We start from the raw sequence: 13,820 nt of genomic DNA on the forward strand, positions 1-13,820 counted from the left end.
GGAAGCGTTCTTGTTTAGAAAAGATTAATGGAAGGAAAAATCAGGGCGGTGTATGTTGACGTTTTATATTCAAAAATTAATGATATGAATACCATCGTATTTGTTGAAGATGATCCCGAAGTTGGCTCACTGATTGCAGCCTATTTGGCCCGGCATGATATTGAGGTTATCCTTGAACCTCGTGGTGATTTGGCCGAGGAGAAAATCCTGCACGTTCAACCCGATCTGGTGTTATTAGATATCATGCTGCCGGGCAAAGACGGGATGACTATCTGCCGAGATTTACGCGGACGCTGGCAAGGCCCGATTGTCCTGCTCACCTCGCTGGATAGCGACATGAACCATATCCTGGCACTGGAAATGGGCGCCTGTGACTATATTCTGAAAACCACGCCGCCAGCGGTGCTGCTGGCTCGCCTGCGTCTGCACCTGCGTCAGAATGAGCACTCAACCCAGTCTAAAGGCATTCAATCGGCGACCATCACACCGCACACAACGCTGCGCTTCGGCACACTCACTATCGACCCAACCAACCGCTCCTTGCTGCTCGGCGGCGAGCAAGTTTCTCTTTCCACCGCTGATTTTGAATTACTGTGGGAGTTGGCAACCCATGCCGGGCAGATTATGGACCGCGATGCGTTGCTTAAGAACCTACGTGGCGTAAGCTATGACGGCATGGATCGCAGCGTAGATGTCGCGATTTCCCGGTTACGCAAAAAACTGCTCGATAATGCGACTGAACCTTATCGAATCAAAACAGTGCGCAACAAAGGTTATCTCTTTGCACCTCACGCCTGGGACGACGAGCCACAGAAGTAATGCCATCGGGCCGATCTCATTGATCGGCTGGATTATTCACAATACGTTACACTGTCACTTAAAATCGTCTACAGAACAGGCATACAAACACCATCCGACGCCGTTCCACACTTTTTGTGTGGCTGTTACCCTCCCCCCTCCCTATAATCCGTCGCGGTCCTGAACCCTTATGGTTCATCATTTTTTTTCGCACTAACAAAACTCTTTCCGGCATTTCAGGTGCTGAATGAGGCAAGAGGCTACAATATGTTCGTTTCGCTCGCGTATATCGCGTTCTTTTTGGTTTGTTCATGGGCAATTTTCAGAATCAACCAAAAAAGTCACTCTCTTTCAAAAAGCGTCTTCATCGCTATTTTTACGGGTGCCGTTATCGGTTTATCCCTGCATCTCATTGCTGCTGACGAAAGAAAAACAGTTATCGAGTGGTACAATGTTATCGGCAACGGCTATGTGAATTTACTGAAGCTGGTTGCGGTACCGCTGATTTTCATCTCTATTCTCTCAGCCATTAATAAGCTCGAAAACAGCGCTGGCATTGGGAAAATGTCGTTAACCATCGTCGGATGCATGCTCTGTCTGGTAATGGTTGCCGGTTTTATTGGGCTGTTGACTGCGCATGTATTAGGCCTGGACGCCAGTGCGTTTGTTCATATGCAGTCCACGCTGACGGCAGACGATGTAAATAAAACAGCCGCCATTTCACTGCCTAAACTGGTTACATCTCTGATCCCCACGAATATCTTCCTCGATCTAACAGGGGCCAGAAGCGTTTCCGTCATTGGCATTGTTATCTTCACCCTACTTGCCGGCGTGGCATTATTAAAGGTCAAACAGGACGCCCCGCAAGAAGGTGAAAAATTAAGTGCTGGCATTAACGCTATCCAGATTTGGGTGATGAAAATGGTGCGTATCGTTATTGCTCTCACCCCTTATGGTGTGATGGCATTAATGGCAGGCGTATTTTCCGCGTATCGATTTGAACAATTTGCCAGTCTGTTAGGCTTTATTGCTGCCTGTTACCTTGCGATTCTGATGATGTTTATCGTCCACGCACTGATACTGGTTCTGAGCGGTAATAATCCCGTTCACTATTTTAAAACTGTCTGGCCAGTTTTAACCTTTGCATTTGTTTCACGCAGCAGTGCAGCATCTATTCCACTGGCTATTTCCGCACAAGAAAAATTTGGCGTGCAAAACACCATTGCCAACATTGCGGCTTCATTCGGCTCCAGCATGGGTCAAAATGGCTGTGCCGGGATCTATCCAGCTATTATGGTGGCGATGATTGCTCCAACAATTGGGATTGATCCGCTATCAGTACATTTTTTGCTCGCCATGCTACCTGCGATTGCGCTGGGTTCTATTGGGGTGGCGGGTGTAGGCGGTGGCGGAACATTTGCTGCGCTGATCGTCCTTTCAACACTGAACTTCCCGGTCGCGCTGGTGGGGATTTTCATTGCTATCGAGCCTGTCGTCGATATGGCCAGAACGGCATTAAACGTGAACGGTTCGATGATGTCTGGCGTGCTGGCTAACAGGCTCCTGAAAAAGAGTGCTGAAAAACCACAACCCGTGAACGCGAATTAGTCAGTCCTAAAAAGATCAAAGCCTTCCTGTTGCTGGAAGGCTTTCTTTTGTGTCAACTAAACGTCAGCCCGTCGTATTTTTTCCAACGGTAATTTACGGCAGAGATAATCCAGCAGCCGATAAAGACGCCAATAATCGCAAAACCGACATTCCCCATATGGTCACTTAAATTGCTGACGGTATCCCACAAACCACCCTGGAGCGAAAACGCGTCAGAGAGAAGCCCCAGCGCCTCCAGTCCGCCAATAAATAGCGCTACAATCACGGAAGTCCCGGTAATGGTCATATTGTAATAGAGCTTGCGTTGCGGCTTATTGAACGCCCATCCGTAGGCCTCAACCATCAGAATACTGTCGAGACAATCAATTAACGCCATACCGCAGGTAAACAGCGCCGGGAACACGAGAATTGACCAAACAGACATGCCACTGGACGCGCTTGAAGCAGAAATTCCCAGCAAAGAAATTTCAGTGGCGGTATCAAAACCCAGACCAAAAAGAAAACCGACAAAATACATATGCCAGTCTTTGCCTACCAACCGAAACGCTGAGCGGAAAAGCCAGTTCAGAGGACCTGAAACTGTAATGTCTTCCGTGGTGCCATCGTAAGTACCGGTGCGTTTAAGATGGCGGAATGCCTTCCAGACCTGGCAGAAAATAATGAGATTAATGGTAGCCAGAATCAGCAAAAACGCGGCAGAAACCGAAGTTCCTATCAGACCGCCGACATTCTGAAACCATGCCATATGTTGCTTAAACACGCTGGTGGTCAGTGCAATGCCAATGCTTGCCAGTACCACAATGGTGGAGTGCCCCAAAGAAAACCAGGCTCCCGTCGTCAGGGCGCGTTTTTTCTGCTGCATGAGTTTACGTGTAGCGCTGTCTATCGCGGCGATATGATCGGCATCGACAGCATGGCGTAAACCGTAGCACCACGCAATCAGACTCAGTGCAAGCAATGACGTGTTGTTGCTAAACGAGGTGAAAGCCCACAGCCACGCCACGATGTTTGCCCCGATGAGTAAGACCATCAACAAAAGAATATTCGGGCGTTTTTTAAATAATGAAAACAATGCGTTCATTGTTTCCCGCCAATTAAATTTGAGCTAAACAACACACCACACCACCACTCACTGATTAATTAATATAACGTTTATCAGGCTAATGATAACTCTTAAGAATTACTAACCCAGTGTCGTAGATCAAAGTTGATTATCACCTGAAGCAAGTTCCGCCATCGCTAGTTCCGCAATACGCAGAGGTACCGTTGCGCTGTCCCCCTCTTGCAGAAACCAGACGGACGACAACCCACACCAGGCAACAATCCACATCAGCAAACGTTGCCGTTCAATTCTTGCGATTTCAGACACAATGTTGACTCGTTGTGTGAATGTTTCCGGCTCAATGGCAACAGGTCTGGTGGGTTCGGCAAGATCAGGGTTAGTAAAAATATTGGCGTAATCAAAGCCACGCTCGCCTAGCAGCCCTTTGGGATCGATAGCCAGCCATCCTCTCGTTCCGAAATCAAGAATATTGCCGTGGTGTAGGTCGCCGTGTAATACGACTTCATCTTGGGGTGAAGATAGCAGTACATTTGCCACCGCTGCACAACGCGTCAGGATACCGCCATGCTTTTTCGCGGCGGGAGCCAGGTCGCTAAACCAATGGTGCAGAGGTGTTAACGCTGGCGTAGACGCGTTCCGGGAGAAATGGAGTCTACTGGCAGCATGGCAAATAATGCGACAAGCCTGCGCATCGTTACCAGTCCAGGACATGTCCGCTAAAGACCCTGTCCCTGTCGCACGTTCCAGCAGAATCGCCCCTGCTGCATGAGCAAGTACTTTCGCTGCGCCATTTCCGTTCCACCAGACCATGAGTTCACAGCCGATCCGTTCACTGTCATCGTCGGTGATTTTAAGTATGGCTTTCTGACCATCCCTGATGACCACTACAGGCAAAAGCTGTGATGTGTGCGTTTCAACCGGTTCACCATCTGGAGTGAGTCCCCAACGGTTGAGCCAGGTGTTGAACAGGCGACTTTCCAAACAATATCCTCATTTTTCTCTGGAAGATGGTAACCAAAAGGATCCGTGTCGGCATTATTCCTGTTTTCTTTTGGTTGAGCTACAACCTCCCACATCCGTCATCACTGACTTAACGGGTAGAGCACTAACAGGCACATCCTTGTGTATCTGTGTGCCATGCTGACTGTGTTCGGTAAATAAGGAGGACACGATGATCACGTTATGCAAAACCTGTGGAACATCCTATGAGGTAACTGGTGCCCATCCGGAACAGTGCGATATCTGCCAGGATGAACGCCAGTATGTCCCTGCGAGCGGACAGGAATGGGTCGATTTTACCGCCCTGTGTGCATCGCATACAAATAAGTGGAAGCAACACGATAGTACTCTTCTCAGCATCCGCACCGTTCCTGATTTTGCAATTGATCAGCGCGCGTTTATTCTGCGTACCTCTGAAGGCAATATTTTATGGGACTGCATTGCCTCGCTCAACGATGCCACAAAAACGCTAATAACGTCCCTTGGCGGGCTTAAGGCTATCGCGATATCGCATCCTCATTACTACACCACCATGCAGGACTGGGCTGCAGAATTTAACGCGCCAATTTACCTTCATGCCAGCGACAGAAGGTGGGTAATGCGCGACAGCCCGTGGATTAGATTCTGGGATGGCGACACCATTGAGTTAACCCGTGACGTCACGGTGATACGTCTCGGCGGACACTTTGCTGGCGGCTGCATCCTGCACTGGGCGCGTGGCGAAGGCGTGGTGCTTTCCGGCGACATCGTCCAGGTTACCCCAGGTGCGCATGCCGTCTCCTTTATGTGGAGCTACCCTAATATGCTACCGTTGCCAGCTGCAACGGTCAGCAACATTACCCAGAGACTGAGTACAGTGAAATTTAAGCAACTTTACGGCGCATTTGCAGGAAAAGATATTACGCAAAATGCCGATGAAATTGTGCGGCGTTCAGGTGAAAAGTATATTTCCTGCCTCAGATAAACCGGCAGTTTATTCACCAACCAGACTCAGGAAGGTAAAAATGGATAGAACTGATAAACCACGCCCATCACAGAAATACTCACTATCACACTGATAATGAAGTAGGTTTTGAAAGGCTGCTTTTGTGTTTTATGGCGAAAGATTTGTTGACCCGCTATCGCGCCACCCCATCCGCCCACAACACCAAACACCAGCAATGTGGATTCCGGCACTCTACGCCAGTCCTTGCGTGCCGCCATTTTGTCCACGCCGTATAACAGCAACGTCAGTATGTTGGCGAGTAGAAACCATATGACAAGAGGGTGAGCGGTGAAAATGCAGCCGATCGCTGCAAAAATGAGTAGCAAATAACAACAGCGATTGAGATTCATATTTTCAGTCACGGCACTTTTCAGGAAGTTTCGTCACCCATTATACGCAAGGTCAGTCATCCCTGCCACGGGTGAGAATACCCCTTTTATTATTATGCCTACATCCCCAGAAATAGCGGAAATTCTCTGGTCTGCGGCGTACCTAACAATTCAAACAAGAGAACCGTTTTCATTATTCTGAACAAATGATAATTTATTAAACCCATATGGAAAAATTGTTCTGGAGTCACAGGGATGAGAAAATACTCATATCCATATTTGTTTTTTGTCACCGTATTATCTCTCGGCGCAATTTTTCTTTTTTACTGGTGGAAGGTAACGATATACAGAGCGACTTTTCTCTACCCGCTCACATCAAAATACCTCATGCTTATTTCTCTGGCAGTGTCATTTTTAATTACCCTATTTCTGGTAGGTAATGGGATAATGAAAAAAAGTCCCTTCCAAACTTATCTGAAATTATTTGGTAGCATCAGCATTGCTATGGTGCTGTTTTCAGTGATCACAGTTATGGTGATAACCTGGTTCATTCCAGGTGTCCCCTCGTCCTATACCGCTCCATACACCTACTCTACAGGAAGTTCTAAAAGCTGTTCGGGGGCTGATGTTGACGATCCGGATCTCGGGACTAACATCAGAATTTGCTATCCCGAAGGTAACTACGAATATAACAACACAATCTACGTTGAGAAACGAAGTAACCTTTTAGGTGTGGTCGTAACATACGCCAGAACAACACCATCCCGATTTTGATTAACTTGCCGCGTACAAAGCAATGCGTTATCAAGCGAAAGGTCATTTCGCCCCCGTAGGGGCCATAAGAATGCAGAAAAGAGTTATACAGTGTACTCTGCCAGGATAAACACGCCAGATGGTGATCAGATAACCTTTCTGATCCGACGCATCGGCGGATACTGCTGTGCCCCTTTTCCCCTGAGGGACACGAGAACTCGCTAACTTATTGAGCGTTCGGTGATTTTTATGAAGAAACTGTTTGTGCAGTTTTACCTCCTGCTGTTTGTCTGCTTTTTGGTGATGACCCTGTTGGTCGGCCTGGTATACAAATTCACCGCAGAACGCGCAGGCAGACAGTCGCTCGACGATTTGATGAAAAGCTCGTTGTACCTGATGCGCAGTGAACTACGCGAAATCCCGCCACGCGATTGGGGTAAGACGCTGAAGGAGATGGACTTAAACCTCTCATTTGACCTGCGTGTTGAACCGCTGAATAAGTACACACTGGATGCCCCAACCATGCAGCGTTTGCGCGAAGGCGATATTGTGGCTCTTGACGATCAATACACCTTTATTCAACGCATTCCTCGCAGCCATTATGTGTTGGCCGTCGGCCCGGTTCCTTACCTTTATTTTCTTCATCAAATGCGCCTGCTGGACATCGCGCTGATGGCGTTTATTGCTATCTCACTGGCCTTCCCGGTACTGATCTGGATGCGTCCACACTGGCAAGAAATGCTAAGACTCGAATCCGCCGCACAACGTTTTGGTGAAGGACATCTGAGTGAACGCCTTCATTTTGACAACGGTTCCAGCTTTGAACGCCTGGGCGTAGCGTTTAACCAAATGGCCGACAATATCAATGCGCTGATCGCCAGTAAAAAACAGCTCATCGATGGTATTGCCCATGAGCTTCGTACTCCGCTGGTACGTTTACGTTACCGGCTGGAAATGAGTGATAACCTCACCGGGCAGGAATCTCAGGCGCTTAATCGTGATATCGGCCAACTGGAAGCGTTGATCGAAGAGTTACTGACCTACGCCCGCCTGGATCGCCCGCAAAATGAACTGAAGCTCAGTGTACCTGACCTGCCTGTTTGGTTGACAACCCATCTGGAGGATGTGCAAAGCGTGAATCCTGGCCGTACGGTGCACTTACGTCATCTCGAAACTGGCGACTACGGCGCGTTGGATATGCGCCTGATGGAGCGGGTCCTGGATAATTTGCTGAACAATGCCCTGCGCTATTGCCAGTCTACAGTGCAAGCCAGTCTGCTGCTGAACGGCAATCAAGCCACGCTGGTAGTGGAAGACGACGGTCCCGGTATTGCACCAGACGCTCGTGAACAGGTTTTTGAACCGTTTGTACGCCTTGACCCCAGCCGTGACCGGGCAACCGGGGGTTGTGGGCTTGGGTTAGCCATCGTCCACTCAATTGCTTTGGCTATGGGGGGGACGGTCGTCTGTGATGGAAGTGAACTTGGCGGTGCCCGGTTTACTTTCCGTTGGCCCGTCTGGCATAACATTCCCGAAATCTCAGCTGCCTGACCTATTCTGCTCGGTGGTCAGGCGGTGGAGGTTGTGCTATAAAAAAGTATGTTGTAACTAAAATGGTAAACTTATGGCCCGTTACGATATTGTTGACCGCCTGAACGGCACCTTTCGCCAGATGGAACAAGAACTGGCACTTTTGAACGAAAACCTGTTGCAGCAGACGCTGCTGATTGCGCGCGTATTCTCGTTACCGGAAGTGGTTAAAGAGGCAGAGCATGCCCCTCTGCAGAGCATTAATGTTAAGCAGCATTTAGGCAAAGAGGCTGAAGCGCTGGCACTGCTCCATTACCGTCACCTGTTTATTCAGCAGCAGTCCGAAAACCGCAGCAGCAAAGCAGCCGTCCGCCTACCGGGTGTATTGTGCTATCAGGTTGATAACGCGGCGCAATGTACTCTGGAAGAACAAATCCAGCGTATAAACCAGTTGAAAACCACCTTCGAGCGCATTGTTACAGTGGAATCAGGGCTGGCGCCGGCAGCACGTTTCGAATGGGTGCATCGTCATCTGCCAGGGCTGATTACTCTGAATGCCTATCGCACGCTAACCGTAGTCCGCGATCCTGCCACCCTACGATTTGGCTGGGCTAATAAGCACATCATTAAAAACCTGAAACGCGATGAAGTACTGCAGCAACTGGAAAAAAGCCTGACGTCACCGCGCAGCGTACATCCCTGGACACGTGAAGAATGGCAGGCGAAGCTTGAACGCGAATATCAGGATATCGCCGCCTTACCGCAGCAGGCCCGCCTGAAGATCAAAAGGCCGGTAAAAGTGCAGCCTATAGCCCGTGTCTGGTACAAAGGAGAGCAAAAACAGGTGCAATATGCCTGCCCGACGCCGCTGATTGCTTTGCTTAATAACGACAACGGTATGACCGTACCGGATATCGGTGAGTTACTGAATTACGATGCCGAAAACGTTCAGCATCGTTTTAAACCTCAGGCGCAGCCGTTGAGATTGATTATTCCCCGGCTGTACCTGTACGTTGCGGATTAACTGCCTGGCCTCATGCTGCCAACCATCAGCTCCGGGCGTACCCAGTTGTCGAACTCCGCTTCGGTTAGATATCCCAGCGCCAGAGCGGAGGCTTTTAAGGTCAACCCTTCTTTATGGGCTTTTTTGGCAATTTCAGCCGCTTTATCGTAACCGATATGGGTATTGAGCGCGGTCACCAGCATTAGCGACTCGTTGAGCAGTTGATCGATTCGCTCACGATTAGGCTCAATCCCCGTCGCGCAATGTTCATTGAAGCTTTCCATACCGTCCGCCAGCAGGCGTACCGACTGCAGGAAGTTGTGGATGACCATCGGTCGATAGACGTTGAGCTCAAAGTTACCTGACGCCCCGCCCATGTTGATGGCGACATCGTTGCCCATCACCTGGCAGCAAAGCATAGTCAGCGCTTCACACTGGGTTGGATTGACCTTGCCTGGCATGATCGAGCTGCCCGGTTCGTTTTCCGGAATTGAAATTTCCCCAATACCACACCGTGGACCGGATGCCAGCCAGCGTACATCGTTGGCGATTTTCATCAGCGACGCTGCCAGTCCTTTTAGCGCTCCGTGGACATGAACCAGGGCATCGCAGGTGGCGAGTGCTTCAAATTTATTCGGAGCGGTAACGAACGGCGCACAGGTAATGACCCGCAGTTCATCAGCAACCCGGCGGGCGTATTCGGGATGAGTGTTCAGTCCGGTACCTACCGCGGTTCCCCCCAACGCCAGCTCTGCCACGTGCGGTAAGCTGTTTTCAATGTGTCTGAGGTTATGTTCTAGCATTGCTACCCAGCCGGAAATCTCCTGGCCAAGCGTAAGTGGAGTTGCATCTTGCAGATGTGTACGACCAATTTTAACGATATCGGCGAAAGCGTGGGACTTATCACTGAGCGTTTTGGTCAGCACATTTAATTGAGGGATCAGTGATTTACGCAGCGCCAGCAGTGCGGCAACGTGCATTGCAGTCGGGAAGACATCGTTCGAGCTTTGGCTTTTATTGACATCATCGTTGGGATGTACTTTTCGCTCCATCCCCCGCACGCCGCCCAGCAACTCGCTGGCCCGGTTTGCCAACACCTCGTTCATGTTCATATTGCTTTGCGTGCCGGACCCAGTTTGCCAGATGGCTAGCGGGAACTCATCGCGGTGTTTATCTGCCAACACCTCATCTGCAGCCTGCATAATAGCCCAGGCTTTATCCTCCGCCAGCAGCCCAAGATCCTGGTTAACCTTTGCCGCGGCGCGTTTAGTCAGCGCCAGCGCATGGATCAACGAGACCGGCATTTTCTCCGTAGAGATACGAAAATGCTCCAGTGAACGTTGGGTTTGCGCGCCCCAAAGCTTATCGGCAGGAACATCAATCGCCCCCATTGAATCATTCTCGCGGCGTACCGTTACCATTACCTGCTCCTTACATTAACAGTTGATTAGGTTATGTTTCGACATTGCCCACTTGCGTTGGTCTTATGAGTATTAACGAGGATAAAACTGTCGTTTGGTGGTTCGTGCGGTAAAAAAAAACCGCCCCGAAGGGCGGTTGACGTTACTTAACGCAGCGTGCGCACTGCGACGTCTGAATTTGCTGGAAGAAATCATTGCCTTTGTCATCCACCAGGATAAACGCCGGGAAATCTTCCACTTCAATTTTCCAGATGGCTTCCATCCCGAGTTCCGGGTATTCCACGCACTCCAGACTCTTGATACTGCCCTGGGCCAGCACCGCGGCAGGGCCGCCAATACTACCTAAATAGAAGCCGCCATGTTTATGGCAAGCATCGGTCACCTGCTGGCTACGGTTGCCTTTCGCCAACATAATCATGCTCCCGCCTGCAGACTGAAGCTGGTCAACATACGAGTCCATACGCCCGGCCGTGGTTGGGCCAAGCGAACCAGAGGCGTAGCCTTCCGGCGTTTTTGCCGGACCGGCGTAATAGATCGGGTGATCTTTAACATACTGCGGCAAACTTTCACCGTTATCCAGACGTTCTTTCAGTTTCGCATGCGCAATATCACGGCCAACAATAATTGTACCGTTGAGTGACAAACGCGTAGAGACCGGATACTGCGACAGCTGGGCCAGGATCTCTTTCATCGGACGATTGAGATCAACGCGCACCGCTTCGCCCTCTCCCGCCTGACGCAACTCTTCTGGAATGTACTTACCTGGATTATGTTCCAGTTTTTCGATCCAGATACCTTCACGGTTGATTTTGGCTTTGATATTACGGTCAGCAGAACAAGAGACGCCCATACCAACCGGACACGACGCGCCGTGACGCGGCAGGCGGATCACGCGGATATCATGCGCGAAGTACTTCCCGCCAAACTGCGCGCCCAGCCCCAAATTCTGCGCTTCAATCAGCAGCTCTTTTTCCAGCTCCACATCACGGAATGCCTGCCCATGTTCGTTACCTTCGGTCGGCAGCTCATCGTAGTATTTAGCCGAAGCCAGTTTCACCGTTTTCAGCGTAGCTTCCGCTGACGTTCCGCCGATCACAAACGCAATGTGATACGGCGGACAAGCCGCAGTACCCAGCGTACGCATCTTTTCAACCAGGTAATTTTTTAATTTGCCCGGCGTGAGCAGCGCTTTGGTTTCCTGGTACAGATAGGTTTTGTTCGCCGAACCGCCACCTTTGGCAATACACAGGAATTTGTATTCATCGCCGTCGACGGTATACAAATCAATCTGTGCTGGCAGGTTGGTGCCGGTGTTCACCTCTTTATACATATCCAGCGCTGCGTTTTGTGAATAGCGCAGGTTGTCTTCGATGTAGGTGTTATAGACGCCTCGAGCCAGCGCCTCCTCATCGCCACCACCGGTCCAGACACGCTGACCTTTTTTACCCACGATAATCGCGGTTCCGGTGTCCTGACAGGTCGGCAAAATGCCTTTTGCCGCGATGTCAGAGTTACGCAGAAATTGCAGGGCCACATACTTGTCGTTTTCGCTGGCCTCCGGGTCGCGCAGAATATCGGCTACCTGCTGTTGATGTGCGGGACGCAGCATAAACGACGCATCATGAAAGGCCTGACGAGCCAGCAGGGTTAAAGCTTGTGGCGCGACTTTAACAATCTCCTGCCCTTCAAATTCGGCAACAGAGACATAGTCGCTGGTCAGCAGATAGTATTCGGTATCATCCTTTTTGAGGGGGAAAGGATGCTGATAATGAAAGGGTTTGTTTGACATTGTGCTCTCACTTACTGCTCGGTCTGGTTATTCTCTGGGCAGATGTTCCGTTGCCCTGCTTCCCTGCCGCAGATCCGGTTGTAGAAGGAAGGGCTGTCTGCAACCGGAATCACTCAGGGTATTAAAAGCGAGTCTCCATATCCTACACATTTTTTTAACAAAAACTGAGACAAGTACGACTTTTTACATGTGCAGGTTACTTCCCTCAGGGTTTCTTGGTTTAATAGCCGTAGAAAATTCCACATTGAAACAGGGCTTGATAATGCAAAAACTCATCAACTCAGTGCAAAACTACGCCTGGGGAAGTAAAACGGCGTTAACGGAACTCTATGGCATTGCCAACCCCACTCAGCAACCGATGGCTGAGCTGTGGATGGGTGCGCATCCGAAAAGCAGTTCGCAGGTTCTGGGCGCTGACGGCCAGACGGTTGCTCTGCGCGACGTTATCGAGCACGATAAATCCGCACTGCTGGGCGATGCCGTTGCGCAGCGTTTTGGTGAGCTGCCCTTCCTGTTTAAAGTGCTCTGCGCTGCACAACCGCTTTCGATTCAGGTTCATCCTAACAAGCACAACTCTGAAATTGGATTTGCCAAAGAAAACGCCGCAGGGATCCCGATGGATGCGGCTGAGCGCAACTACAAAGATCCTAACCACAAACCGGAACTGGTTTTTGCTTTGACGCCTTTCCTGGCGATGAACGCATTCCGCGAGTTCTCTGACATTGTTGCATTGTTACAACCCGTCTCCGCCGCACATCCGGCTATTGCGCATTTCCTGGAAGAGCCGAGTGCAGAACGTCTGAGCTATCTTTTCGCCAGCTTGCTGAATATGCAGGCTGAGGAGAAATCCCATGCGTTGGCGATCCTGAAATCAGCGCTGAACAGCCAGCAGGGTGAACCCTGGCAAACCATCCGTCTGATCGCCGACGTCTACCCGAACGACAGTGGGCTCTTCTCCCCGCTGCTGCTCAATGTGGTGAAACTCAATCCAGGCGAAGCTATGTTCTTATTTGCCGAAACCCCGCACGCTTACCTGCAAGGTGTGGCGCTTGAGGTGATGGCTAACTCGGACAACGTGCTGCGTGCCGGACTGACGCCAAAATATATTGATATCCCGGAACTGGTCGCCAACGTGCAGTTTGTCGCCAAGCCAGCAAACCAGTTACTGACCACGCCGGTTAAGTCTGATGGCGAACTGGACTTCCCGATCCCGGTTGACGATTTTGCGTTCTCCCTGCATGAGCTTACTACCAGTGGCGCAGATATCAGCCAGCAAAGTGCGGCCATTTTGTTCTGCATAGAAGGTGAAGCTGTACTGAGCAAAGGCGAGCAACGTCTGGTTCTGCGACCGGGTGAATCGGCCTTTATTGGCGCGAATGAATCTCCGGTTAACATCAGTGGCGCAGGTCGTTTAGCCCGGGTTTATAACAAGCTTTAGCAAGATACTGATATTTTTAACAACTCTTGCTAAGCTGTAGTAAGTTAAAGACATGTCACTCCTCCAGGCGTCTTCAAACGCCTGGTTTTATTTTATGGATATCA

General features: G+C 50.1%; 12 protein-coding genes. 7 read left to right on the forward strand and 5 right to left on the reverse strand.

Annotated elements, in window-relative coordinates; translation table 11 throughout:
• Window positions 1-75 precede the first annotated feature (75 nt).
• Window positions 76-819, forward strand: coding sequence for a two-component system response regulator RstA (rstA, locus tag OGX66_RS24110; protein ID WP_270921874.1), 744 nt, complete (start codon window positions 76-78; stop codon window positions 817-819).
• A gap of 246 nt (window positions 820-1,065) precedes the next feature.
• Entirely contained in the window at window positions 1,066-2,406 is a 1,341-nt protein-coding gene (locus tag OGX66_RS24115) for an L-cystine transporter (protein ID WP_057101509.1), read from the forward strand.
• Window positions 2,407-2,458: 52 nt separating this feature from the next.
• Here OGX66_RS24115 and OGX66_RS24120 read toward each other — a convergent pair whose 3' ends face one another.
• Together OGX66_RS24120 and OGX66_RS24125 are read right to left on the reverse strand one after the other, a co-directional pair.
• A complete protein-coding gene (locus OGX66_RS24120; protein WP_061549078.1) occupies window positions 2,459-3,487 on the reverse strand; it encodes a HoxN/HupN/NixA family nickel/cobalt transporter in 1,029 nt (342 codons plus the stop codon).
• A gap of 120 nt (window positions 3,488-3,607) precedes the next feature.
• Window positions 3,608-4,450, reverse strand: a complete 843-nt coding sequence (locus OGX66_RS24125; protein WP_061549077.1) for an aminoglycoside phosphotransferase family protein — start codon at window positions 4,448-4,450, stop codon at window positions 3,608-3,610.
• Window positions 4,451-4,640: 190 nt separating this feature from the next.
• Here OGX66_RS24125 and OGX66_RS24130 point away from each other — a divergent pair, with 190 nt between their 5' ends.
• Window positions 4,641-5,432 carry an MBL fold metallo-hydrolase gene (locus OGX66_RS24130; protein WP_286512425.1) on the forward strand — a complete coding sequence of 264 codons (792 nt, stop codon included), beginning with the start codon at window positions 4,641-4,643 and terminating at the stop codon, window positions 5,430-5,432.
• 26 nt (window positions 5,433-5,458) lie between these two features.
• Here OGX66_RS24130 and OGX66_RS24135 read toward each other — a convergent pair whose 3' ends face one another.
• The gene (locus OGX66_RS24135; protein WP_003836397.1) at window positions 5,459-5,803 is read right to left on the reverse strand and encodes a DUF1294 domain-containing protein; all 345 of its coding nucleotides are present in this window, start codon (window positions 5,801-5,803) and stop codon (window positions 5,459-5,461) included.
• Between the two features lie 234 nt (window positions 5,804-6,037).
• On the opposite strand from OGX66_RS24135, the gene OGX66_RS24140 reads away from it, so the two are divergent.
• The 3 genes from OGX66_RS24140 to tus all read left to right on the forward strand — a co-directional run bounded on the left by OGX66_RS24140 (window position 6,038) and on the right by tus (window position 9,089).
• Window positions 6,038-6,556: a hypothetical protein gene (locus tag OGX66_RS24140; RefSeq protein ID WP_088902335.1), complete on the forward strand. Its 519-nt coding sequence runs from the start codon at window positions 6,038-6,040 to the stop codon at window positions 6,554-6,556.
• Window positions 6,557-6,784: 228 nt separating this feature from the next.
• Window positions 6,785-8,086, forward strand: a complete 1,302-nt coding sequence (rstB, locus tag OGX66_RS24145; protein WP_046670790.1) for a two-component system sensor histidine kinase RstB — start codon at window positions 6,785-6,787, stop codon at window positions 8,084-8,086.
• Between the two features lie 73 nt (window positions 8,087-8,159).
• Window positions 8,160-9,089 carry a DNA replication terminus site-binding protein gene (gene tus / locus OGX66_RS24150; RefSeq protein WP_088902336.1) on the forward strand — a complete coding sequence of 310 codons (930 nt, stop codon included), beginning with the start codon at window positions 8,160-8,162 and terminating at the stop codon, window positions 9,087-9,089.
• Here the strand turns inward: tus and fumC are convergent.
• Both fumC and fumB read right to left on the reverse strand, forming a co-directional pair.
• Window positions 9,086-10,489 carry a class II fumarate hydratase gene (gene fumC, locus OGX66_RS24155; RefSeq protein ID WP_286512428.1) on the reverse strand — a complete coding sequence of 468 codons (1,404 nt, stop codon included), beginning with the start codon at window positions 10,487-10,489 and terminating at the stop codon, window positions 9,086-9,088. The genes tus and fumC overlap by 4 nt on opposite strands.
• A gap of 142 nt (window positions 10,490-10,631) precedes the next feature.
• Complete coding sequence (fumB, locus tag OGX66_RS24160; protein ID WP_044699883.1) at window positions 10,632-12,278, reverse strand: class I fumarate hydratase; 1,647 nt, start codon at window positions 12,276-12,278, stop codon at window positions 10,632-10,634.
• Between the two features lie 262 nt (window positions 12,279-12,540).
• Between fumB and manA the strand changes: the two genes are divergently transcribed.
• Window positions 12,541-13,716 (forward strand): mannose-6-phosphate isomerase, encoded by a 1,176-nt coding sequence (gene manA, locus OGX66_RS24165; RefSeq protein ID WP_046670641.1) that lies wholly within the window; start codon window positions 12,541-12,543, stop codon window positions 13,714-13,716.
• Window positions 13,717-13,820: the final 104 nt, after the last annotated feature.

Source organism: Citrobacter sp. Cf072 (assembly GCF_030334485.1).
Taxonomy (GTDB): domain Bacteria; phylum Pseudomonadota; class Gammaproteobacteria; order Enterobacterales; family Enterobacteriaceae; genus Citrobacter; species Citrobacter freundii.

What these genes read in the sequence shown, in the direction of transcription:
- OGX66_RS24115 (WP_057101509.1), top strand. Translation starts at nt 1,066, where the DNA reads ATGTTCGTTTCGCTCGCGTATATCGCGTTCTTTTTGGTTTGTTCATGG.
- OGX66_RS24120 (WP_061549078.1), bottom strand. Translation starts at nt 3,487, where the DNA reads ATGAACGCATTGTTTTCATTATTTAAAAAACGCCCGAATATTCTTTTG.
- OGX66_RS24130 (WP_286512425.1), top strand. Translation starts at nt 4,641, where the DNA reads ATGATCACGTTATGCAAAACCTGTGGAACATCCTATGAGGTAACTGGT.
- OGX66_RS24135 (WP_003836397.1), bottom strand. Translation starts at nt 5,803, where the DNA reads ATGAATCTCAATCGCTGTTGTTATTTGCTACTCATTTTTGCAGCGATC.
- OGX66_RS24140 (WP_088902335.1), top strand. Translation starts at nt 6,038, where the DNA reads ATGAGAAAATACTCATATCCATATTTGTTTTTTGTCACCGTATTATCT.
- rstB (WP_046670790.1), top strand. Translation starts at nt 6,785, where the DNA reads ATGAAGAAACTGTTTGTGCAGTTTTACCTCCTGCTGTTTGTCTGCTTT.
- tus (WP_088902336.1), top strand. Translation starts at nt 8,160, where the DNA reads ATGGCCCGTTACGATATTGTTGACCGCCTGAACGGCACCTTTCGCCAG.
- fumC (WP_286512428.1), bottom strand. Translation starts at nt 10,489, where the DNA reads ATGGTAACGGTACGCCGCGAGAATGATTCAATGGGGGCGATTGATGTT.
- fumB (WP_044699883.1), bottom strand. Translation starts at nt 12,278, where the DNA reads ATGTCAAACAAACCCTTTCATTATCAGCATCCTTTCCCCCTCAAAAAG.
- manA (WP_046670641.1), top strand. Translation starts at nt 12,541, where the DNA reads ATGCAAAAACTCATCAACTCAGTGCAAAACTACGCCTGGGGAAGTAAA.